Annotated in this window: 16 protein-coding genes and 1 other RNA gene; 10 read left to right on the forward strand and 7 right to left on the reverse strand. The window is 64.4% G+C overall.

Annotated features, from left to right (window positions below; all coding sequences use genetic code 11):
• Nucleotides 1-5: 5 nt before the first annotated feature.
• The 3 genes from serC to gyrA form a co-directional block, all read right to left on the reverse strand.
• Entirely contained in the window at nucleotides 6-1,088 is a 1,083-nt protein-coding gene (gene serC / locus GCT19_RS29960) for a 3-phosphoserine/phosphohydroxythreonine transaminase (protein ID WP_152853939.1), read from the reverse strand.
• 203 nt (nucleotides 1,089-1,291) lie between these two features.
• Complete coding sequence (locus GCT19_RS29965) at nucleotides 1,292-1,897, reverse strand: DUF2059 domain-containing protein (protein ID WP_013090147.1); 606 nt, start codon at nucleotides 1,895-1,897, stop codon at nucleotides 1,292-1,294.
• A gap of 124 nt (nucleotides 1,898-2,021) precedes the next feature.
• Complete coding sequence (gyrA, locus tag GCT19_RS29970) at nucleotides 2,022-4,652, reverse strand: DNA gyrase subunit A (protein WP_026228726.1); 2,631 nt, start codon at nucleotides 4,650-4,652, stop codon at nucleotides 2,022-2,024.
• Nucleotides 4,653-5,128: 476 nt separating this feature from the next.
• Between gyrA and ompA the strand changes: the two genes are divergently transcribed.
• The 5 genes from ompA (at nucleotide 5,129) to GCT19_RS29995 (ending at nucleotide 8,458) form a co-directional block, all read left to right on the forward strand.
• Entirely contained in the window at nucleotides 5,129-5,776 is a 648-nt protein-coding gene (gene ompA, locus GCT19_RS29975) for an outer membrane protein OmpA (RefSeq protein WP_026228725.1), read from the forward strand.
• Between the two features lie 234 nt (nucleotides 5,777-6,010).
• Nucleotides 6,011-6,709 (forward strand): bifunctional 2-polyprenyl-6-hydroxyphenol methylase/3-demethylubiquinol 3-O-methyltransferase UbiG, encoded by a 699-nt coding sequence (gene ubiG / locus GCT19_RS29980; protein ID WP_013090150.1) that lies wholly within the window; start codon nucleotides 6,011-6,013, stop codon nucleotides 6,707-6,709.
• Nucleotides 6,710-6,749: 40 nt separating this feature from the next.
• Entirely contained in the window at nucleotides 6,750-7,463 is a 714-nt protein-coding gene (gph, locus tag GCT19_RS29985; RefSeq protein ID WP_152853940.1) for a phosphoglycolate phosphatase, read from the forward strand.
• 87 nt (nucleotides 7,464-7,550) lie between these two features.
• Nucleotides 7,551-7,920: a transfer-messenger RNA gene (ssrA, locus tag GCT19_RS29990) on the forward strand.
• A 217-nt stretch (nucleotides 7,921-8,137) separates the two neighbouring features.
• Complete coding sequence (locus GCT19_RS29995) at nucleotides 8,138-8,458, forward strand: COG4315 family predicted lipoprotein (protein ID WP_152853941.1); 321 nt, start codon at nucleotides 8,138-8,140, stop codon at nucleotides 8,456-8,458.
• Between the two features lie 115 nt (nucleotides 8,459-8,573).
• On the opposite strand, the gene GCT19_RS30000 is transcribed toward GCT19_RS29995, so the two are convergent.
• Together GCT19_RS30000 and GCT19_RS30005 are read right to left on the reverse strand one after the other, a co-directional pair.
• Complete coding sequence (locus GCT19_RS30000; RefSeq protein WP_013090153.1) at nucleotides 8,574-8,840, reverse strand: hypothetical protein; 267 nt, start codon at nucleotides 8,838-8,840, stop codon at nucleotides 8,574-8,576.
• 130 nt (nucleotides 8,841-8,970) lie between these two features.
• Nucleotides 8,971-10,050, reverse strand: a complete 1,080-nt coding sequence (locus tag GCT19_RS30005) for a substrate-binding domain-containing protein (protein WP_152853942.1) — start codon at nucleotides 10,048-10,050, stop codon at nucleotides 8,971-8,973.
• 134 nt (nucleotides 10,051-10,184) lie between these two features.
• Between GCT19_RS30005 and GCT19_RS30010 the strand changes: the two genes are divergently transcribed.
• The 4 genes from GCT19_RS30010 to GCT19_RS30025 are packed head-to-tail and all read left to right on the forward strand — an operon-like array spanning nucleotide 10,185 to nucleotide 15,531.
• Nucleotides 10,185-10,670 (forward strand): NAD(P)H-dependent oxidoreductase subunit E, encoded by a 486-nt coding sequence (locus tag GCT19_RS30010; protein ID WP_018435635.1) that lies wholly within the window; start codon nucleotides 10,185-10,187, stop codon nucleotides 10,668-10,670.
• Entirely contained in the window at nucleotides 10,667-12,241 is a 1,575-nt protein-coding gene (locus GCT19_RS30015) for a formate dehydrogenase beta subunit (protein WP_152853943.1), read from the forward strand. The genes GCT19_RS30010 and GCT19_RS30015 overlap by 4 nt, the downstream gene beginning before the upstream one ends.
• A gap of 15 nt (nucleotides 12,242-12,256) precedes the next feature.
• Complete coding sequence (gene fdhF / locus GCT19_RS30020) at nucleotides 12,257-15,268, forward strand: formate dehydrogenase subunit alpha (RefSeq protein ID WP_227749351.1); 3,012 nt, start codon at nucleotides 12,257-12,259, stop codon at nucleotides 15,266-15,268.
• 8 nt (nucleotides 15,269-15,276) lie between these two features.
• Nucleotides 15,277-15,531: a formate dehydrogenase subunit delta gene (locus tag GCT19_RS30025; RefSeq protein WP_013090158.1), complete on the forward strand. Its 255-nt coding sequence runs from the start codon at nucleotides 15,277-15,279 to the stop codon at nucleotides 15,529-15,531.
• Between the two features lie 81 nt (nucleotides 15,532-15,612).
• Here GCT19_RS30025 and GCT19_RS30030 read toward each other — a convergent pair whose 3' ends face one another.
• On the reverse strand, nucleotides 15,613-17,307 hold the full coding sequence (locus GCT19_RS30030; RefSeq protein WP_152853944.1) for an FAD-dependent monooxygenase: 1,695 nt from the start codon (nucleotides 17,305-17,307) through the stop codon (nucleotides 15,613-15,615).
• 191 nt (nucleotides 17,308-17,498) lie between these two features.
• On the opposite strand from GCT19_RS30030, the gene GCT19_RS30035 reads away from it, so the two are divergent.
• The gene (locus tag GCT19_RS30035) at nucleotides 17,499-19,346 is read left to right on the forward strand and encodes a tetratricopeptide repeat protein (protein WP_018435630.1); all 1,848 of its coding nucleotides are present in this window, start codon (nucleotides 17,499-17,501) and stop codon (nucleotides 19,344-19,346) included.
• A gap of 83 nt (nucleotides 19,347-19,429) precedes the next feature.
• Here GCT19_RS30035 and tcuC read toward each other — a convergent pair whose 3' ends face one another.
• Nucleotides 19,430-20,731, reverse strand: coding sequence for an MFS transporter (gene tcuC / locus GCT19_RS30040; protein ID WP_013090161.1), 1,302 nt, complete (start codon nucleotides 20,729-20,731; stop codon nucleotides 19,430-19,432).
• Nucleotides 20,732-21,034: the final 303 nt, after the last annotated feature.

A 21,034-nucleotide genomic window follows, 5' to 3' on the forward strand; every position in this document is an offset into this window, starting at 1 on the left:
GTGACTCAGGCGCTGCGCTGTTCGAATTCCTTCATGTATTCGACAAGCGCTTTGACGCCTTCGAGCGGGACGGCGTTATAAATCGACGCCCGCATGCCGCCGACGGACTTGTGGCCCTTTAGCTGCACCAATCCCCGCGCTTTCGCGCCGGACAGGAAATCTTCGTTGCGCGACTCGTCGGCAAGGAAGAACGGTACGTTCATCCGCGAACGCGAGCCACGTTCGACCTTGTTCAGATAGAAGCTGCTCGAGTCGATCGTGTCGTACAGCAGCTTCGATTTTTCGAGGTTGCGTGCCTCCATCGCCACGAGCCCGCCCTGCTTCTTCAACCACTTGAACACGAGCCCGGCGATATAGATCGCATAGGTGGGCGGCGTGTTGTACATCGAGTTGTTCTCGGCGACGGTCTTCCATTCGAATGCCGACGGGCAGATCGGCATCGCGCGATCGAGCATGTCCTCACGCACGATCACAACCGTCACCCCCGCCATGCCGATGTTCTTCTGCGCGCCGCCAAACAGCACGCCGTATTTGGCGATGTCCATCGGGCGCGACAGGATATGCGACGACGCGTCCGCGACGAGCGGAATGTCGCCGAGGTCGGGAATCTCGAAAGTTTCGACGCCGTGAATGGTCTCGTTGGTGCACAAATGCACGTAAGCCGGATCGTCCGACAGTTGCCATTCAGAGCGCGCCGGCGCGCGGGTGAAGCCGTCGGCTGTCTTGCCGGTCGCGGCAAGATGCACGGTGCCGTATTTGTGCGCTTCCATGAACGATTTCTGCGACCACGAGCCGGTGACGACGAAATCAGCACGCGGTTTCGAGCCGAGCAGGTTCATCGGCACGATCGCGTTTTCGCCGAGCCCGCCGCCCTGCAGGAACAGGATGCGGTGGCTTGCCGGAACCTGCAGCAACTCGCGCAGATCGGTCAGCGCTGCTTCGTGGATCGACATGAATTCCTTGCCGCGATGGCTCATTTCCATCACGCTCATGCCGCTGCCTTGCCAGTTCAGCATCTCGTCGGCTGCCTGGCGCAGCACTTCTTCGGGCATGGCCGCCGGGCCGGCGGAGAAATTAAAAACGCGCATGTGAGGTCCTGGAAGCGGGCGCGAAATAACAATGTCGCGCGGGAATCGGCGAAAAGAACTGCGAAATGGCTCGGCGAAAAAGAAAATGGCCGTCTGCGCCAGTGCGCAAACGACCATTATCGCATTGTCGCCGCCAACCCGCCACGCCGGGCGGCCCAGCGGGCGCGGCGACAGGCCGACTGATGAGCGCCCGCGAGCGGAATTTACTTGGCAGCCGCCTTGACCGATGCGACTTCCTTGTCGGCCTGATCACGCGTTGCTTTGATCGATTCCGGCATGTACTTCTGCATCAGACCGTTCACGACGTCGCGGCCAACCTGGTCTTGCACCTGGATGAACTTGCGGCCGGTCGGGCTCTTGTAGAACGTGGTCAGGTCCTTGATTTCCGACACGCTGTAGTACTTCGCGTACGCATCGTACTGAGCTTGCATCGCGTCCTGACGGAAAGCGTCGGTTGCGAAGACCTGACCTGCCGCGTCCACCAGCTTCGGTACCGCGTTCTTTTGCAGGGCCGGCACGGCAGCCTGCTTCTGCTTGTCCGTCATCGTCTTGTTCTCGGTCAGCGCGTCCGACAGGATTGCCGGCACGAGCTGCTTGGCCTGCATCTGCGCGCTGTTGCCGATTGCGCCAACCAGCTTCTGCGCGTCGATGGCGTCGAGCAGGTCCTTAATGGCAGCTTGCTTGGCGGGATCAACCGGTGCTGCTGCAGCAGCCGGAGCTGCGGGCGCCTGGTTCTGCAGCGCTTGAGCCATGGCGAAGGTCGGCACGATGGCAGCCAGCAACATCAGTTGTTTAAATCGTTTTTGCATCATTACTCCCTAAGAGAAATTAACTTGAACCGCACGCCGCACGGGAAAGCGTACCGGCCCGATACGCGTTGACCCGCAGCGTAGCTTCAACGTATTAACTGAGACTGAAAGCCGCTGGCACGGATCAGGCCGCGCCGCCGCCCTCACCGCCGTTATCACCTTCAGTGGAGCCGTCGGAATCGTTTTCCGACTCGCCCTCGGCCTCAGCTACCTGTTGCAGACCGGACAGCTTGGTCCCTTCGTCAAGGCTGATGAGTGTAACACCTTGCGTTGCGCGTCCCATTTCACGAATTTCCGACACTCGCGTGCGAATCAGCACGCCCGTCGTGGTAATCAGCATGATCTGCGCTTCCGGGTCCACGAGCGTCGCGGCAACGACCCTGCCATTGCGCTCCGACGTCTGGATCGCGATCATGCCCTTCGTGCCACGGCCATGACGCGTGTACTCGGTGATCGGCGTGCGCTTGCCGAAACCGTTCTCGGTCGCGGTGAGCACCGACTGCTGCTCGTCGCCGGCCACCAGCAACGCGATCACGTTCTGGCCGTCCTCGAGCTGCATGCCGCGCACGCCGCGCGCCTCGCGGCCCATCGGACGCACGTCGTTTTCGTCGAAGCGCACTGCCTTGCCCGAATCCGAGAACAGCATCACGTCGTGCTGGCCATCGGTGATCGCGGCGCCGATCAGGTAATCACCCTCATCGAGACCGACCGCAATAATACCCTTGCGCAGCGGCCGGCTGAATGCTTCGAGCGGTGTCTTCTTTACCGTTCCTAACGCGGTCGCCATGAACACGAACTTGTCGGCCGAGAACTCCTTGACCGGCAGCACGACCGTGATCTTTTCGCCTTCCTGCAGCGGGAACATATTGACGATGGGCCGCCCGCGCGAATTGCGCGAGCCCTGGGGTACCTCGTAGACCTTGACCCAGTACACACGGCCGCGATTCGAGAAGCACAGGATGTGGTCGTGCGTATTGGCGATGAACAGCGTGTCGATCCAGTCGTCTTCCTTCATGGAAGTGGCCTGCTTGCCACGACCGCCGCGCTTCTGGGCCCGATATTCGGACAGCGGCTGCGATTTCACGTAGCCCGCGTGCGACATCGTCACGACCATTTCCTGCGGCGTGATCAGGTCTTCGGTGTTCAGCTCGGTCGCGTTCAACTCGATCTTCGAGCGACGCGCATCCCCGAATTCGGCCTTGATCGACGTGAGTTCTTCGACGATGATCGCCGAAATGCGTTCCGGGCGAGCCAGGATGTCCAGCAGGTCAGCGATCTGCGCCATCACGTCGCGGTATTCGCCAATGATCTTGTCCTGCTCGAGACCGGTCAGGCGTTGCAGACGCATTTGCAGGATTTCCTGCGCCTGCGTATCGGACAAGCGGTAAAGGCCGTCGGCCTGCATGCCGAACGACGGGTTCAGCCCCTCCGGACGATAAGCTTCGCGACCGCCCGCCGACGCGTTATCCGTCTCGGCGCGCGACAACATTTCGCGCACGAGCGACGAATCCCATGAGCGCGACATCAGTTCCTGCTTGGCGATAGGCGGTGTCGGCGCGGCCTTGATCAGCGCGATGAATTCGTCGATGTTCGCGAGCGCAACCGCAAGACCTTCGAGCACGTGACCACGTTCGCGCGCCTTGCGCAGTTCGTAGACGGTGCGCCGCGTCAGCACTTCCCGGCGATGCGACAGGAAGCACGTCAACATTTCCTTCAGATTCAGGAGCTTCGGCTGGCCGTCGACGAGCGCGACCATGTTCATGCCGAACGTGTCCTGAAGCTGCGTCGCCTTGTAAAGGTTGTTCAGCACGACCTCGGGCACTTCGCCGCGCTTGAGCTCGATCACGACACGCATCCCGCTCTTGTCGGATTCGTCGCGGATGTCGGAAATGCCTTCGAGCTTCTTCTCGTTGACGAGCTCGGCGATACGCTCGAGCAGCGAACGCTTGTTCACCTGATACGGCAATTCGTCGACGATGATCGCCATGCGCTGGCCACGGTCGATTTCCTCGAAGTGCGTCAGCGCGCGCATCACGACGCGGCCGCGACCGGTGCGATAGCCGTCGCGCACGCCGGCCACGCCGTAGATGATGCCGGCGGTCGGGAAGTCCGGTGCGGGGATGATCTCGATGAGCTCGTCGATCGTCGCTTCCGGGTTTTTCAGCAAATGCTGACACGCGTCGACGACTTCGTTGAGGTTATGCGGCGGGATGTTGGTCGCCATGCCGACCGCGATGCCGGACGAGCCATTGATCAGGAGATTAGGGATGCGCGCGGGCAGGATGGCCGGCTCGTTCTCGCTGCCGTCGTAGTTCGGCACGAAGTCGACCGTTTCCTTGTCGATGTCGGCCAGCAGTTCGTGGCCGATCTTCGCCATGCGGATTTCGGTGTAACGCATCGCCGCGGCGTTGTCGCCGTCGACCGAACCGAAGTTCCCCTGACCGTCGACGAGCATGTAGCGCAGCGAGAAGTCCTGCGCCATCCGTACGATGGTGTCGTAGACAGCGGTGTCGCCGTGCGGATGGTATTTACCGATGACATCGCCGACGATACGCGCCGACTTCTTGTAGGCGCGGTTCCAGTCGTTGTTCAGCTCGTGCATCGCGTACAGCACGCGCCGGTGCACCGGCTTCAGGCCATCGCGGACATCGGGAAGCGCTCGCCCTACGATCACGCTCATCGCGTAATCGAGATACGAACGGCGCATTTCCTCCTCAAGGGAGATTGGCAGAGTCTCTTTGGCGAATTGATCCATTATCCGTATCTTTTACGTGCGAAGGCGCGGGTTCGCCGCCACTTCGCGTAAGCATTGCAGGCGCAACGCATCACGCGATTCTAACATGCCACGCATCCACGCCCGACGAAGGTACGTATACATATTAGAGGGGTACCCGCCAACACCTCGCCGATCCCACAATTTCGGGCTCATCAGGCTCGATTCCTGCATGGGGCCAATTCCCCGCTCAGGCAGAGCTGGCGGACCGCTCAGACGAAAACATTTGTTGCGCATGCACCACATTTGGAGGGGGATTTGAATGGGGGCAGATTTTTTTTTCGTCGGAGGGGAACGATATGGCAAAATGCCAACGCACAAAGAGTCAGACACTGCTCGAAGTCTACACAGCCGGTTTTTGTTCCGCACCAATGTTATACTTCGAGCAATGTATGACTGGTCATCCGTCAACAGGCTCGCAGTAAACCTGCGGTAATCTCAATTTCGAGAGGAGAAATATGAATAAACTTTCAAAGCTCGCGTTCATTGCAGCTACCGCAGTTATGGCTGCATCCGCCATGGCGCAGTCGGTGCCGGCGTCGCGACAAGCTACCAACGACAACTGGGTGAATGGTACTGGCGAATACGTGTGGATGAACGGCACGAACGAGCTTTGCTGGCGCGATGCATTCTGGACGCCCGCAACGGCTAACGCCAAGTGCGACGGCGCTCTGGTTGCTCAGGCTCCGACCCCGCCGGCACCGGTCGCTCCGGCTCCGGCTATCTCCAGCGAAAAGATTACGTATCAAGCTGATGCGCTGTTCGATTTCGACAAGGCAATCCTGAAGCCGGCTGGCAAGGAACGTCTGAGCGAACTGGCATCGAAGATCCAAGGCATCAATCTCGAAGTCGTCGTCGCTACGGGCCACACCGACCGCATCGGTTCGGACGCCTACAACGACCGTCTGTCGCTGCGTCGTGCTCAAGCTGTGAAGGCCTTCCTGGTCAGCAAGGGCGTCGAAGCCAACCGTATCTACACGGAAGGCAAGGGCCGCCGCAACCCGGTTACCACCGGTTGCAACCAGAAGAACCGCAAGCAACTCATCGCCTGCCTCGCACCGGACCGCCGCGTGGAAGTCGAAGTTGTCGGTACGCCGAAGCAGTAAGCTGGAAAATTACCGCAGTATCGAAAGCCCCGCTTCGGCGGGGCTTTTTTTATGTGCGGGTGCCGCCACGCGATGTGATGCGCGACGGAAGAACACCCCGCTCCGCTACTAGGGCTCTCAGGTCGCATCGGCAGTCGCTCGCCGACGCGCTTTTGCCGCTCTTTCTCTTGCCCTATATACTCAGGGTTTATCCTCGAGCGTCCGCTCACCGCTTTCATCGAGGCAGCCTTCGCCATGACCAACGCCGATCCCCACGAACTACAGAAATTCAGCGACCTCGCGCATCGTTGGTGGGACCCGAACGCCGAATTCAAACCGTTGCACGAACTGAATCCGATTCGCCTGAGCTGGATCGACGCTCACGCGCATCTGGCTGGCAAAAAGGTGCTCGATATCGGTTGCGGCGGCGGCATCCTGTCGGAATCGATGGCAGGCTTGGGCGCTCATGTGAAGGGCATCGACCTGTCGACGCAGGCACTCGGCGTCGCCGATCTTCACAGTCTTGAAAGCGGTGTAACCGTCGATTACGAAGAAATCGCAGCCGAGGCGCTGGCCGCGCGCGAACCGGGCACTTATGACGTGGTCACCTGCATGGAAATGCTCGAGCACGTGCCCAAGCCGGCGGCGATCGTCGAAGCCTGCAAGAATCTCGTGAAGCCGGGCGGCTGGGTGTTTTTCTCCACGCTGAACCGCAACGTGAAGTCGTATCTGTTCGCTGTGATCGGCGCCGAATACATCGCGCGAATGCTGCCGAAGGGCACGCACGACTACGCGCGCTTCATCCGCCCGTCGGAACTCGCCGGCTTCGTGCGCGCCGCCGATCTGCGCACGGCCGACATCAAGGGCATCGTGTACAACCCGCTCAGCAAGCATTTCGCGCTGTCGTCCGACACGAGCGTCAACTATATGCTCGCCTGTCGCCGCGACGCCTGACCTGCCAGAACCGCCCGATCCGCCGTATCCGAAACGAACAATGAGCGACCCGACTCCCCTGCCGCAACGCGAAGACAACGACGACACGCTCGGCTTTTGCCTCGCCGTACTTTTCGACCTCGACGGCACGCTTGCCGACACGGCGCCCGACCTCGCGGCCGCCGTCAACAAGATGCGCCACGACCGGGGACTCGAAATGGTGCCGCTCGAAAAGCTGCGGCCGCTGGCCTCGGCCGGAGCGCGGGGACTGATCTGTGGCGCGTTCGGTATCGGGCCCGATCATCACGAATTCGCATCGATGCGCGAGGAGTTTCTCGCGAACTACGAAGCGGATCTATGCATCGAGACGACGCTCTTTCCGGGCATCGCGGAAGTGCTCGACGAACTCGACGCGCGCGGCGTGCGCTGGGGCATCGTCACGAACAAGGTCGCGCGGCTCACCGAGCCGCTCGTCGCGCAACTCGGGCTCGAGGAGCGCGCCGGCTGCGTGGTGAGCGGCGACACGACTCGGCATTCGAAGCCGCACCCCGCGCCGCTGCTGCACGCCGCGCGTGAGCTGAACATCGCGCCGGAGCGCGTCGTCTATATCGGCGACGACCTGCGCGACGTGCAGGCCGGTTTTGCCGCGGGCATGAAGACCGTCGCCGCGGCGTACGGCTATTGCGGCAACGACATTCCGCCGACACGGTGGCACGCGCAACACGTCGTGGAGTCGACGGCGGAGTTGCAGACGCTGCTGCGCGACATTGGCTGACAAAGTCAGACCACCCAACACGCACAACGCGTGCCGTCGATCTATTGTAAAATCTCCTTTGGCTCATATATGTGAGCAACGAACCGCGGGGGCGACCTGGTTTCGACAGGGGTTGCGAAGCGGCTAGGGCATGTCGAGGACCCGTCACCTCGTTAATCAATGGGAAAAACGTAACTGCAAACGACGATACGTTCGCACTGGCAGCCTAAGGGCCGCCGTCCTCTGCCTAGTTCACTGACGGGCTAGTGTCGCAAGACCGGTAGCAATACCGACAGAGGTCATATACGTCAGTTAAGCCTTGGCGGCGTCACGACGTCCGGGTCGAAAATCTAGTGAATCGCCGTAGTGCAGCGTGTTCGTCCGCGTCGCTGCGGTTAAATCAAAAGACAGAACTAAACATGTAGAACTGGTCGTAGAGGACTTCTGGACGCGGGTTCGATTCCCGCCGCCTCCACCAAACACCTGGCACGTTCGCAATGAACGGCTCCGAAAACCCCGGTAGCTTGACGCTGCCGGGGTTTTCTATTTTCCGGTTCAGTCTGCGGCGCTTCTCGGGCAAGTCAGACGCCCTCCCACGACAACACGACCCGGTAAATCCGCGGCCGCTTCCTATACCCGTAGCTCGAAGCGCGTCGTCGCTCGTCAACCGCGTCGCTACAACAGGAGCCCGCGTCATGCGCAAGACCATCGCCGACGCGCCAAAACTGTCCGAAGGCCGCTTCGTCACCGCCGACGGCATGACGCTCTACACGTTCGACAACGACACCACCCCTGGCGTCAGCGCCTGCACCGGCGGCTGCATGTGCAACTGGCCGGCGGCCACGGCGGAGCCGACCGACAAGCCGTCGGGCGACTGGACGCTGATCCCGAGCCCGGACGGCAAGCAACAATGGGCGTACAAGGGGCATCCGCTGTATCACTACGCGGCCGACAAGCAGGCAGGCGATGCAAAGGGGGACGGCTTCAAGGAAATCTGGCACATCGCCAGGCCATAACTATCGTCCCCGGCCGGCAACTGCGCCACCATCGCACCCGCCACAAAGCACAACGCCGGCCCACGGGCCGGCGTTGCGTCAAACCTCGAAGCTCGAGCGATGCCCGAGCCAATCCTTAGTCGTCTTTCGGGCACTGCAGATTGCAGCCGTTCGGATCGCCCATGTCACCGCGCTTGCGCGCTGCCGAACGTTTGCCGTGCTGATATTTGTCCGACGGCGCGGACGCGGCGAACGGCATCTGCGGATGCTCGTTGAGGCGGAATTCATCGTTCAGGATGCCGCCCGGCACGCCAGGCGAGTTTTGCGCGTAAGCGACGGAGACGGTGGCACAGAGCACACCAGCCGCGACAGCGGTGGCACATGCGTGGAAAAGAGCTTTCATGTTGGTTCAGCGCGGCTTGCCGCGCGGTTAGAGCGGATACGAAGCCAAGAGAGTAGCCGAAACCGGCGCGCCGCGCAGCGGCCCAAGCCGAGCGCGGTCGCGCTTCTGATTACAGGCTCTTACGCCACCGTTACGCGAGCGCGCCGCCGAGCCCCTCATCCAGATCGACGAGCCTGCCGCAGTCGCACGGATCGTAGCCGGCTAACTGCTCGACGCGATGGTGAAACGCGCTACCGCGCAACAGATTGATCACCGTCGCGAGCGGCGCGCGTGACAGGTGCGCGCGGTCGCACGCGAAGTAATAGTCCTCGTCGACGATCGGAATGAAGTCGAGCCCGAAATGATGCGCGGCCGGCTGCACGCCGAAGCCTAGGTCCGCCATGCCGCTCGCGACGAACGCTGCGATCGCGGAGTGTGTCAGCTCGGTCGACGCATAGCCGTTGACGCGGTCCGGGTCCACCCCGATCTGCCGCAGCGCGAGATCGAGCAGCATCCGCGTACCCGAGCCCGGCTGACGGTTGACGAAACGGATGTCGTGGCGCGCCAGATCGCCGAGCCCGCCGATTCCCTTGGGATTGCCCTTGCCGATGAAGAGTCCTTGCTTACGCCGGGTCAGATGCACGAGCACGTGGCGTTGCGGATCGAGCCAGCGCCGGTAGGTATCGGCGCACACCGCGCGAAACTCGCCGAGCGGCAGGTGAAAACCGGCCAGATCGCACTCGCCGCGCGCGAGCGCGCTGACCGCGTCGGCGCCGTCGCGGTACTTGATCTCGACCGGCAGATCGTTGGCGACCAGCGCCGTCACCAGCGCGGCCACCGCATAACCGTGCGACGCGTGGATGCGCACGTTATCGGCGGGGGGCGCGAGCCAGCGGTTCAGATCGCTGGCCACTTCGCTCGCAAGCGCCTGCAGATTGCCGTCGAGCCGCTCGCCGCAGAGCCGCTGTCCACGCAGCACCGCGTGTCCGAGGTCGGACAGGACAGAGCCTCGCCCACGCTCTTTCGCGATCAGCGGACCGCCAAGCCGCTCCTCGATGCTGCGCAACAAACCCCACGCGTGCCGGTAGGACAAACCCTTAAGCGCGGCGGCCTGCGCAATGCTGCCGGATTCATCGACAAGCGCGAGCAGCGGCACCACGTCAGACAGGCTGGCCTCGCGGCCGTCCGCACCCTTCACGACCAGCTCGACCTGACATTCGATCCTGACCATATATGTTTGACTGTTTCCTATTGCACGCGCCGGCTGGCCCGCCTATCTTTCGGCTATACCATATCGAATAAGCGAAGCATACGTGCACGTATTATGAATAACAAGTGCATATATCGCTTGGAGGAGCCCCCAACTTGGACGATTCTCTCGCCACGGCGCCGGATCAGCTCGTGCAACGACACGCGCAACCGGGCCGCACACTCATGACGATCCTGCACGCGATCCAGGACGAAATCGGCTTTGTGCCACCCGCCGCAGTCGGACCGCTCGCTCGCGTGCTGAACTTGTCGCGCGCAGAGGTGCACGGCGTCATCACCTACTACCATCACTTCCGCACCACGCCGGCCGCGCCCGTCACGGTACAGCTGTGCCGCGCCGAAGCATGCCGCAGCATGGGCACCGAGGCGCTCGCCCAGCACATCGAGGCGCACACGGGTTGCCGCTTCGACGCTGGTCACCATGACGGCGCAACGGTAGAGCTCGAATCGGTGTACTGCCTCGGCCAATGTGCGCTGTCGCCGGCGATGATGCTCAACGGCACGCTGCACGCACGCGTTACGCCACAGAAATTTGACGCGCTGCTCGCCGCAGCCAGCAAACGCGTGGAGGTGCCGGCATGACGCGCATCTATGTTCCGCGAGATTCGTCGGCGCTCGCGCTCGGCGCCGACGCGCTGGCCGAAGCCATCAGCAGCGAAGCCGCGCGCCGCGGCATGGCGATCGAATTGATCCGCAACGGTTCGCGCGGGTTGCTGTGGCTCGAACCGCTGCTCGAAGTCGCGACGCCCGAAGGCCGCATCGGCTATGCGAATGTGGACGTCGAAGACGTCGCCGCGTTGTTCGACGCGGGCTTCGTCGACGGCGGCCAGCATGCGCGACGCGTCGGCGTGGTCGACGAAATTCCGTATCTGAAGAAGCAGCAGCGCCTGACCTTCGCGCGGATCGGCATCACCGACCCGCTGTCCATCGACGACTACGTCGCGCACAGCGGCCTCGAAGGCCTGCGCAACGCGCTGCAAACCGACGGCGATGCCGCCTGCGAAGCGCTGATCCAATCCGGCCTGCGCGGCCGCGGCGGCGCCGCCTTCCCGGCCGGCATCAAGTGGCGCACGGTGCGCGGCGCGAAGGCCGCGCAGAAGTACGTCGTCTGCAATGCCGACGAAGGCGACTCGGGCACCTTCTCCGATCGTCTGGTGATGGAAAGCGATCCGTACGTGCTGATCGAAGGCATGATCATCGCGGGCATCGTGACCGGCGCGACCGTCGGCTACATCTACGTGCGCAGCGAATACCCGCACTCGATCGCGACGCTCGAAGCGGCCATCGCCCGTGCGCGCTCAGCCGGCTGGCTCGGCGACAGCGTGCTCGCGAGCGGGCAGCGCTTCGAGCTGTTCGTCGCGAAAGGCGCGGGCTCGTATGTGTGCGGCGAAGAAACCGCGATGCTGGAATCGCTCGAAGGCAAGCGCGGCATCGTCCGCGCGAAGCCGCCGGTGCCCGCCCTCGTCGGTCTCTACGGCCAGCCCACCGTGATCAACAACGTGATCACGCTCGCCACGGTGCCGATCATCTTCGCGCGCGGCGCGGCGTTCTATAAGGACTTCGGCATGGGCCGCTCGCGCGGCACACTGCCGTTCCAGCTGGCCGGCAACATCAAGCGAGGCGGCCTCGTCGAACTCGCGTTCGGCGTGACATTGCGCCAACTGCTCGACGACTTCGGCGGCGGCACCGCGAGTGGCCGGCCGGCGCGCGCGGTACAGGTCGGCGGTCCGCTCGGCACGTATTTGCCGGAAAGCCAGTGGGACATCCCGATGGACTACGAGGCGTATGCGGCAGTCGGCGCGGTGATCGGCCACGGCGGTCTTGTCGTGCATGACGACACGTCGAACCTTGCCGAGCTCGCGCAATATGCGATGCACTTCTGCGCGCTCGAATCGTGCGGCAAATGCACCCCGTGCCGGATCGGCTCGACGCGCGGCGTCGAGGTGATCGCGCGGATTCGTAACGGCGATACGTCGACGCGTCAGGTGCAATTGCTGCGCGATCTGTGCGACACGATGGTGTCCGGCTCGCTGTGCGCGATGGGCGGCATGACGCCGTTCCCGGTGCTTTCCGCGCTCGATCATTTCCCTGAGGACTTCGGTCTCGCCGCCGATCCCACTGCCGACCACGCCACCAAAGCGGCCGCGGCCTGACTCCAGGAGTTCACTATGTCCGACCAGTTCAACTCTCCCGCCGGCGCCCCGAAGGAAGTCCCCTTGGGGGGCGCCCCGAAGGAAGTCCCCTTGGGGGGCGGCTGCGGCTCAGGCAACTGCGCGTGCAAGTCGCAAGCCATGGCACGCGCCGCCAACCCATTCGCTGACGACACCGACTACGGCACCCCCGCGCGTCACTCGGACGTCGACGTGACGCTCGAAATCGACGGCCAGGCGGTGACCGTGCCGGCCGGCACGTCGGTGATGCGCGCGGCGGCCGAAGCCGGCGTCAACGTGCCGAAGCTGTGCGCGACCGATTCGCTCGAACCGTTCGGCTCATGCCGCCTGTGTCTCGTCGAAATCGAAGGACGGCGCGGCTATCCGGCCTCGTGCACGACGCCGGTCGAAGCCGGCATGAAGGTGCGCACACAGACCGACCGTCTGCAGACGCTGCGTCGCAACGTGATGGAGCTGTACATCTCCGACCATCCGCTCGACTGCCTGACCTGCCCCGCCAACGGCGATTGCGAACTGCAGGACATGGCGGGCGTGACCGGCCTGCGCGAAGTGCGCTACGGCTTCGACGGCGAAAACCATCTGAAGGACAAGAAGGACGAATCGAATCCCTACTTCACGTACGACCCGTCGAAGTGCATCGTCTGCAATCGCTGCGTGCGCGCGTGCGAGGAAACCCAGGGCACGTTCGCGCTGACGATCACCGGACGCGGCTTCGAATCGCGCGTCGCGGCGAGCGAGAACCAGCCGTTCATGGAATCGGAGTGCGTGTCGTGCGGCGCGTGCGTGGCCGCATGCCCGACCGCGACCTTGCAGGAAAAGACCGTCGTGATGCTCGGCCAGCCCGAGCACTCGGTCGTCACCACTTGCGCGTATTGCGGCGTCGGCTGCTCGTTCAAGGCCGAGATGAAGGGCAACCAGGTCGTGCGGATGGTGCCGCACAAGAACGGCCACGCCAACGAAGGCCATGCGTGCGTGAAGGGCCGCTTCGCATGGGGCTACGCGACGCACAAGGACCGCATCACGAAGCCGATGATCCGCGCGAAGATCACCGATCCGTGGCGCGAAGTCAGCTGGGATGAAGCGATCTCGTACGCGGCGTCGGAATTCCGGCGCATCCAGGCGAAGCATGGGCGCGATTCGATCGGCGGCATCACGTCGTCGCGCTGCACGAACGAAGAAACCTACCTCGTGCAGAAGCTGGTGCGCGCCGCATTCGGCAACAACAACGTCGACACCTGCGCGCGCGTCTGCCATTCGCCGACCGGCTATGGCCTGAAGACGACGATCGGCGAATCGGCCGGCACCCAGACGTTCGCGTCGGTCGATAAGGCCGACGTCATCATGGTGATCGGCGCGAATCCGACCGACGGCCACCCGGTGTTCGGCTCGCGGCTAAAGCGCCGCGTGCGCGAGGGTGCGAAGCTGATCGTGGTCGATCCGCGCCGCATCGATATCGTCGATACGCCGCACGTGAAGGCGTCGCATCATCTGCAATTGCGGCCCGGCACCAACGTCGCGATCGTCAATGCGCTCGCGCATGTGATCGTCACCGAAGGCCTGCTCGACGAAGCGTTCATCGCCGAACGCTGCGAAGCGCGCGCGTTCGAGCAGTGGCGCGATTTCGTCGCGCTGCCGGAGAACTCGCCGGAAGCGACCGAAGCGGCAACCGGCGTACCCGCGCAACAGGTACGCGAAGCCGCGCGCATCTACGCGACCGGCGGCAACGCCGCGATCTACTACGGACTCGGCGTCACCGAACACGCGCAAGGCTCGACGATGGTGATCGGCATCGCGAACCTCGCGATGGCGACCGGCAACATCGGCCGCGAAGGTGTCGGCGTGAATCCGCTGCGCGGCCAGAACAACGTGCAGGGCTCCTGCGACATGGGCTCGTTCCCGCACGAGCTGCCGGGCTATCGGCACATCGGCGATCCGCTCGTGCGCACGCAGTTCGAAAACGCCTGGAACGTCACGCTGCAACCGGAACCGGGCCTGCGCATTCCGAACATGTTCGACGCCGCGCTGCACGGCACCTTCAAGGGCCTGTACTGCCAGGGCGAGGACATCGTGCAGTCGGACCCGAACACGCATCACGTGGCGGCGGCGCTGTCGTCGATGGAATGCATCGTCGTGCAGGACATCTTCCTGAACGAGACCGCCAAGTACGCCCACGTGCTGCTGCCCGGCTCGTCGTTCCTCGAAAAGGACGGCACGTTCACCAATGCCGAGCGCCGCATCTCGCGCGTGCGCAAGGTGATGCCGCCGCTCGGCGGCTACGCGGACTGGGAAGTCACGCAGTTGCTGTCGCGCGCGCTCGGCTACGAGATGGACTACACGCATCCGTCCGAGATCATGGACGAAATCGCACGGCTCACGCCGACCTTCCACGGCGTGTCGTTCCAGAAGATCGACGAAATGGGCAGCATCCAGTGGCCATGCAACGAAGACGCGCCCGACGGCACGCCGACGATGCACGTCGGTACCTTCGTGCGCGGCAAGGGCAGGTTCGTGATCACGAAGTTCATCGCCTCGCCGGAGAAGGTCACGCGCAAGTATCCGCTGCTGCTGACGACCGGCCGCATCCTGACGCAGTACAACGTCGGCGCGCAGACGCGCCGCACCGACAACTCGCTGTGGCATGACGAAGACCGGCTCGAACTGCATCCACACGACGCGGAGGAACGCGGTATCAAGACCGGCGACTGGGTGGGCATCGAATCGCGCGCAGGACAGACCGTGTTGCGCGCGAAGGTGACGGAGCGGATGCAGCCGGGTGTCGTCTATACGACGTTCCACTTCCCCGAATCGGGCGCGAACGTGATCACGACCGACAGCTCCGACTGGGCCACCAACTGCCCCGAATACAAGGTGACCGCCGTGCAGGTGATGCCGGTCGAGCAGCCGTCGCAATGGCAGAAGGACTATTCGCGCTTCAGTAGCGAACAGCTCGAACTGCTGAAGCGGCGCGAACAGGCCGATTCGGCTGCGGCCGTTACCGCAGGCAAGTGAGGCGAGCCATGGACAATCGGAATCTGATCGACATGGCGAACCGGATCGGCGACTTCTTCGAGTCGATGCCCGACCACGAGGAAGCGCTGACCGGCGTCGCCGAACACATCCGCCGCTTCTGGGAGCCGCGCATGCGGCGCGCGCTGCTCGCAACGCTCGACGAAGCACCGGACACCTATGACATCGCGCTAACGAACTTCACGCGCGAGGCGATCGTCCGGTATCGCGAGAAGTTGACGCCGGCCCAGGCGTCGGCGGCTTAGGCCTAGGCGAATTTCCTCAATCACCGAGGCGCGGCGGCGAGATCCGCTGCCGCGCGCGTGTCACGCAACAGGCGACCCTGATCACAACGTCGCCTGCTCCGCTATCTCTCCCCCCACCGCAAACCACGCCTCACAGTGCCGTACGAGACCGTGCAGGTCCGAGCCGGTGCGTCCGCGCGCGCTGATATAGCCATCGGGCCGCACCAGATAAAACGACGGCCGCGTGCGCCCATACGATTCGGACAGCGCCGGGCCGCCATCGCCGCTCGTATCGGTGACGCGCCAGATCCGTACCGCGTTCGGCAGCAGCCGCTCGACCTCGGCGGCGAGCTTTTCCACCTCCGGGTCCGGCGGCGCCGCGTGTTTTGCGGCCGGATCGAGCGGCGTGCCGTCGACGGGCAGCGGCGGCACCAGTAGAAACAGCGAGAAGAACGCCGGATCGTGCAGATCGAAAATGCAGCCGACGCCCGGCGCGCGCCCGAGCGGACCATCGACGACATGCACCAGCGCATCGGGCGCGCGCTCGCCCGCGCGCGGTCCGCCGTCGAGCACGCGTTCGAGCGTCAGCGGACTGCGCCGGTACTGGATCGCCAGCTCGCTGATGGTCGCGCGCGCGGCATCGCGCAGCGGTCCGAGCGCGGCCAGCACCGGCATCACGCGCTCGCGCAGCAGCTTCAGCGGGCCGTGATCGGCCTCGGCCATCTGCGTGATGAAGCCGGTCTGCCGCAGCACCTCGCGCTCGATCGGATGCCGTTCGGTGTGATACGTGTCGAGCAGGCGATCCGGCGCCGCGCCGCCGATCACACGCGCGAGCTTCCAGCCGAGGTTGAGCGCTTCCTGGATGCCGGTGTTCATGCCCTGCGCGCCCGCGGGGCTGTGCACGTGCGCGGCATCGCCGGCGAGGAAGATGCGGCCCACGCGCAGCCGATCGACCATTCGGCTATTCACGTGGAAATACGCCGACCACGCGAGATCCGACACGTCGACGCGCTCGCGCACGCGCCGCGCGATCAGCGCCTTGCATTGTTCGAGCGACGGCACTGCGGTGGTGGCCGGCGGCGCGGCGCTGCCGGACGGTTCGACCGCATGATCGGCGATCAGTCGATGACGGCCGTGGCCCATCGGAAACAGCGCGACGAGACCGTCGCCCGACGCGAAGATCTGGAACTCGTCGTCGGGCCAGTCGGTTTCCGCGTGCAGGTCGGCGAGCAGGAAGGTCTGCTCGAAGGTCTTGCCCTCGAAGTTCAGGCCGAGGCGATGGCGAATCGAGCTATGCGCGCCGTCGGCGGCGATCAGATATGACGGGCGCATCGCTTCCGTGCGGCCGTCCGCGCGGCGCAAGGTCGCCTGAACGCTCGCGGAGCCTTGCATGAACGCCATCAGTTCGACGCCGCGCTCCACCTTCACGCCAAGCGTCGCCAGATGCTCGGTCAGAAGCCGCTCGGTCACAGACTGGTCGAGAAACAGCAGATAGGGATAGCGCGTGTGCAGCGGGTCGAAATCGAGCTGCGCGAGCCGCATGCCGTTCGAAAACAGATTCGCGACGCGCGCGCGATGGCCGAGTTCGAGAAACGGCTCGATCAGCCGATGCTGCTCGAGCAGTTCGAGCGTGCGTGCCTGAATGCCGATTGCGCGCGAATAAGGGTTCGGCTGCGGCGCCTTGTCGATCAGACGCACGGGGATGTGGGCACGCGCGAGACTCATCGCTGCGGCAAGTCCGGTGGGACCGGCCCCGACGATCAGCACCGGCGACGCGTCGTAGGCGGCAGCGTCCATGCGGAACTCCGGAGGCAACACTGCGTTCTAGTGTACGCCGCCGCTCTCGCGCACACCGGTGCGCTGCATCAATCGCGCGGAAGGGACGCCCCGTCGCTCGAAATGCGCCCGCGAGCCGCGCAAATCCGGGCCCTTTGCGCAAGTATGGGAAAATGCGGCCCAGTCTGATTGATCCGAATACCCTTCCCGTCATGCAACCTGTATTTGACCGCGCGTTCGCGGCGCATCGTGACGGCCGCCTCGACGACGCCGAACGCGGCTACCGCGCCACGCTCGACCACAATCCCAGCCATGTCGACGCGCTGCATCTGCTCGGCGTGCTGAGGCACCAGCAGGGCCAGCACGCCGAAGCCGCGGCGCTGGTGCGGCGCGCGGTCGACCTGCGCCCGGAAGACGCGGCGCTGCAGCTGAACCTCGGCAATGCGCTGAAGGCGCTGGGTCAGATCGACGCCGCGATCGAGCAGTTCCGCAATGCGCTGACGCTCGCGCCGACGTTCCCTATGGCGCACTACAACCTCGGCAACGCGTACGCGTCGCTGGGCCGTCACGAAGACGCCGCCGATGCGTTCGAACGCTCGCTGCGTCTGCAGCCGGAAGACGCGTCGTCGCACAACAATCTCGGCAACGCACTGCACGCGCTCGGCCGTCACGCGGAGGCGATCGCGTCGTTCCGGCGCGCGCTCGAACTGCGCCCCGGTCACGCGGGCGCGCTGAACAACATGGGCATGTCGCTGAACGCGCTCAATCGGCCGGACGAGGCAGTGCCCTGCTTCGAGGCCGCGCTCGCCGTCGAGCCGCGCTTCGTCGCCGCGCACTTCAACCTCGCGAACACGTTCGATGCGACCGGCCGACATGCGCAGGCAGTCGCGTCATTCGAAGCGGCGCTGCGTCTGCAGCCGAACCTGCCGCCCGCGATCTATGGCATGGGCAACGCGCTCGCGGCGCTCGGCCGGGCCGAACAGGCCTTGCCGTATCTGGAGCGGGCGGTCGGGCTCGATCCGCAATTCGCGCTCGCATGGCTCGCGCTCGGCACCGCGCACCAGGCGCTCGGCGCGCACGCGGCCGCAGTGCGCGCGCTCGATCAGGCGCTGCGGCTGCGTCCCGACCTCGCGTCCGCGCATATGAACCGTGCGCTCGCATGGCTCGCGATGCGCGACTTCGAGCGCGGTCTGCCCGAATACGAATGGCGCTTGCAAACCGTCGCGGAGCCGGCGATCCAGACGCTGCCGCGCTGGCACGGCGAATCGATCGACACATACACGCTGCTGATCCATGCCGAGCAGGGTTTCGGCGATACGCTGCAGTTCGTGCGCTTCGTGCCGCTCGCCACGCAACGCGCCGCGCGCGTCGTGCTCGAAGTGCAGCCGCAACTGGTGCCGCTGCTCGCGCCCGTCGCGCAGGCATGGCGCGTCTCGCTGATCGCGCAGGGCCAGCCGCGTCCCGCCGCCGATCTGCAGATTCCGCTGTTGAGCCTGCCGCTCGCGCTCGGCACGCGCTACGACACGATCGAAGCGCGCACGCCCTATCTGAGCGTGCCGCCAGCCTATCGCCGCAAATGGCGCGGCTCGCTCGGCGGTCAGGCGAAGCGCAAAATCGGGCTCGCGTGGTCGGGGCGCATCCAGCGCAACGAGACCCGCACGATGCCGCTCGCCGCGCTGGAGCCGCTGTTCGCGCTCGACGGCATCGACTGGATCGTGTTGCAGCCCGATCTGTCCGACGACGAACGCGCGGCGCTCGACGCGCATCCGCGCGCGGTCACGATCCATCGCTTCGACCAACGCATCGGCGACTTCGCGGATACCGCGGCGATCGTCGAGCGGCTCGACGCGGTGGTGTCGATCGACACGTCGATCGCGCACCTCGCCGGCGCGCTGCGCAAGCCGCTGTGGCTGATGCTGCCGTTCGCCGCCGACTGGCGCTGGTTCGACGGCGACACGCGCAGCCCGTGGTATCCGGACGCGACGCTGGTGCGTCAGCCGCGGCCGGGCGCGTGGGACGAAGTGGTCGAAGTGGTCGCCAACGCATTGCGGCACGGTTAGCCACGGACCACGCGCCGCCAAAAACGAAACAGAAAACCCCGCTTTCGCGGGGTTTTCTGTTTTCAGAACACGAAGCGAACCCGTCAGGCCGCCCGATACTGATTGCGCGACTCCGGCGTGCGATACAGGAACAGCGTCGCCAGCAGACCGCAGATCGCCGCCACGCCGAGGACCAGACCGGGCGCCGCCTTGTTGTTGGTCACGTGGATCAGCAGCGTGGCGATGGCCGGCGTGAAGCCGCCGATCGTCGTCGCGAGACTGTACGCGAGCGAGAAGCCCGCGGTCCGCACTTCGACCGGCATCACTTCGGTCAGTGCGACGACCATCGCGCCGTTGTAGCAGCCGTACAGGAACGACAGCCACAGCTGCACGGCCAGCAGACGCGCGAACGACGGCTCGGCGACCAGCCATTGCAGCGCCGGATACGCGGTGAGGATCGTCAGGATCGTGAACGCGAGCAGCACCGGACGGCGGCCGATGCGATCCGACAACGCGCCGGACACCGGTAGCCAGATCAGGTTCGAGATACCGACGCAGACGGTGACGACCAGCGCGTCGATCGCCGTCAGCTTCAGCACCTCCTTGCCAAAGGTCGGCGTATAAGCGGTGATCATGTAAAACGACACGGTCGTCATGACGACCATGCCCATGCCGCCCAGCACGACGGGATAGTTCGCAGCCATCGACTTCAGGATCTCGCCCATGCTCGGACGATGCTTGCGCGCCGCGAACTCCTCGGTTTCCTGCAGCGAGCGGCGAATGATGAACAGAAACGGCACGATCAGACAGCCGATCAGGAACGGCACGCGCCAGCCCCATGCGAACATCTGGTCGGCGGGCAGAATCTTGTTGAGCATCACGCCGATCAGCGCGGCGAATACCACCGCGACCTGCTGGCTGCCCGACTGCCACGAGCAATAGAAGCCCTTGTTGCCCTTCGTCGCGATCTCCGACAGATACACCGACACGCCGCCGAGCTCGGCGCCGGCCGAGAAACCTTGCAGCAACCGGCCGAGCAGCACGAGCACGGGCGCCACGAGCCCGATGGTCGCGTAGCCCGGTATCGTCGCGACCGTCAGCGTGCCGAGCGCCATCAGGCTCAGCGTGAGGATCAGGCCTTTGCGACGGCCGTGATGGTCGATGTAGGCGCCGAGCACGATCGCGCCGAGCGGACGCATCAGGAAGCCCGCGCCGAACACCGACAGCGACAGCATCAGCGACGCGAAATCGCTGCCGCTCGGGAAGTAGGTCTTGGCAATTGCGGAAGCGTAGTAGCCATAGACCATGAAGTCGTACATCTCAAGAAAGTTGCCGCTGACGACGCGGAACACTGTCTTGACCTTGGATTCTTCGGTTCTGGAAGCGGCGTGGGTCGCGGTAGACATGACACTCTCGGAGAGGCCCGCCGCCTAGTCGGACGGATGGATGCGGACGGCGACGAGCGGGCAGTTGGAACGATCCGCTGCGTTTGGCAAGGGATCCCGCAGGCGGACACGTCGGTATAAGCGAAGCGCGCCCGGGGCGCCGCATTCTGCTGCCCGTGGCGTTCATCCGGGATCAGGGTAAACGCTGAGCTTGATGCGGGGCCGATGCCACGTAATGTTACTGCTGATAAGGTCGCCGCGAAACGCATACAGTTTGCTTACGCACGACACCTGCGGGCGGCGGTAGACTGCCCGCGCGAGGCC

The sequence above is a fragment of the Paraburkholderia atlantica genome (genome assembly GCF_009362785.1).
Taxonomy (GTDB): Bacteria; Pseudomonadota; Gammaproteobacteria; order Burkholderiales; family Burkholderiaceae; genus Paraburkholderia; species Paraburkholderia atlantica.